This is a genomic window from Streptomyces ipomoeae 91-03 (assembly GCF_000317595.1).
Taxonomy (GTDB): Bacteria; Actinomycetota; Actinomycetes; order Streptomycetales; family Streptomycetaceae; genus Streptomyces; species Streptomyces ipomoeae.
In genome coordinates this window covers 1-1,912 of sequence record NZ_AEJC01000618.1, presented here as the reverse complement: position 1 = coordinate 1,912, position 1,912 = coordinate 1, and the positions used below count along the sequence as shown (strand labels likewise).

General features: G+C 67.1%; 2 protein-coding genes. One reads left to right on the top strand and one right to left on the bottom strand.

The window, feature by feature from the left end:
- Positions 1-12: 12 nt before the first annotated feature.
- Positions 13-1,197 carry a quinolinate synthase NadA gene (gene nadA / locus STRIP9103_RS39795; RefSeq protein ID WP_048821857.1) on the bottom strand — a complete coding sequence of 395 codons (1,185 nt, stop codon included), beginning with the start codon at positions 1,195-1,197 and terminating at the stop codon, positions 13-15.
- A gap of 315 nt (positions 1,198-1,512) precedes the next feature.
- On the opposite strand from nadA, the gene erpA reads away from it, so the two are divergent.
- On the top strand, positions 1,513-1,869 hold the full coding sequence (gene erpA / locus STRIP9103_RS39790; RefSeq protein WP_009337669.1) for an iron-sulfur cluster insertion protein ErpA: 357 nt from the start codon (positions 1,513-1,515) through the stop codon (positions 1,867-1,869).
- Positions 1,870-1,912: the final 43 nt, after the last annotated feature.

Here is a 1,912-nt window from a genome sequence, read left to right as displayed (position 1 = left end):
CCCGGCCGATCGTTACGGCAACGCCAGCATCCGCTCCAGCGCCAGCTTCGCGAACGCCTCGGTCTCCTTGTCGACCTCGATGCGGTTGACGAGGTTCCCCTCGGCCAGCGACTCCAGCGCCCACACCAGGTGGGGCAGGTCGATCCGGTTCATGGTCGAGCAGAAGCAGACCGTACGGTCGAGGAAGACGATCTCCTTCCCCTCGGGCGCGAAACGGTTCGCCAGCCGCCGTACGAGATTCAGCTCGGTCCCGATGGCCCACTTGGACCCGGCGGGAGCCGCCTCGAGCGCCTTGATGATGTACTCCGTCGACCCGACGTAGTCCGCCGCGGCCACGACCTCGTGCTTGCACTCGGGGTGGACGAGGACGTTCACACCGGGGATACGGGCCCGTACATCGTTCACGGACTCAAGGCTGAACCGGCCGTGCACCGAGCAGTGGCCCCGCCAGAGGATCATCTTCGCGGCCCGCAGCTGCTCGACGGTCACACCGCCGCCCGGCTTGTGCGGGTTGTAGACCACGCAGTCGTCGAGCGACATGCCCATGTCCCGCACGGCGGTGTTGCGGCCGAGGTGCTGGTCCGGCAGGAACAGGACCTTCTCACCCTGCTCGAAGGCCCAGTCCAGGGCTCGTTTCGCGTTCGACGAGGTGCAGATCGTGCCGCCGTGCTTGCCCGTGAACGCCTTGATGTCCGCGGAGGAGTTCATGTACGAGACGGGCACGACCTGCTCGGCTATCCCGGCCTCGGTCAGCACGTCCCAGCACTCGGCGACCTGCTCGGCGGTGGCCATGTCGGCCATCGAGCACCCGGCGGCGAGATCGGGAAGGACCACCTTCTGGTCGTCGGAGGTCAGGATGTCCGCCGACTCGGCCATGAAGTGCACACCGCAGAACACGATGTACTCGGCCTCCGGGCGCGCCGCCGCGTCCCGGGCCAGCTTGAAGGAGTCGCCCGTGACGTCCGCGAACTGGATGACCTCGTCGCGCTGGTAGTGGTGGCCGAGCACGAACACCTTGTCCCCGAGCTTCTCCTTGGCCGCGCGGGCGCGCTCCACCAGGTCGGGGTCGGACGGCGAGGGAAGGTCGCCGGGGCACTCGACACCGCGCTCGCTCCTCGGGTCGGCCTCACGGCCGAGCAGCAGCAGGGCGAGAGGCGTCGGCTGTACGTCGAGCTCCTGGGTCTGGGCGGTGGTCACGAACACGCACCCTTTCTGTTCTGCGGCTCGCCGACCCGGGGGAGGGCCGGCGGGACATTCGGGCTAGCCTTTTCGTCGAAATGACGTTATCTATCATAACCGCTTCACGTCACTTTGACGATGTCCATAGCGTCGATGTGACATGAATCCCGACGGCCCGCGACGGCGGCCTTCGGCGACCGGTGCCCGTACCACGGGCCGTGTGCGAGCATGAAAGAAGACGCGAAGGAAATCCGCTCGGCCCGGAATGAATCCGTGGCCCCGCCGGTTGCACTCGTCGGCAAGCAGTCTCCGTACAACCCGGGAGAGATGTAGATGTCCGTATCGGACGAGACCACCACCGTCACCGACGGCATCATCCTGACCGACGCCGCCGCGGCCAAGGTCAAGGCCCTGCTCGACCAGGAAGGCCGTGACGACCTGGCGCTGCGCGTCGCCGTCCAGCCCGGTGGCTGCTCCGGCCTGCGTTACCAGCTCTTCTTCGACGAGCGCTCCCTCGACGGCGACGTGGAGAAGGACTTCGACGGTGTGAAGGTCGTCACCGACCGTATGAGCGCCCCGTACCTGGGCGGTGCCACCATCGACTTCGTCGACACCATCGAGAAGCAGGGCTTCACCATCGACAACCCGAACGCGACGGGCTCCTGCGCCTGCGGTGACTCCTTCAGCTGAGCCACCCGCTCGCGCGGCAGCACCACGCGTACGACGAAGGCGG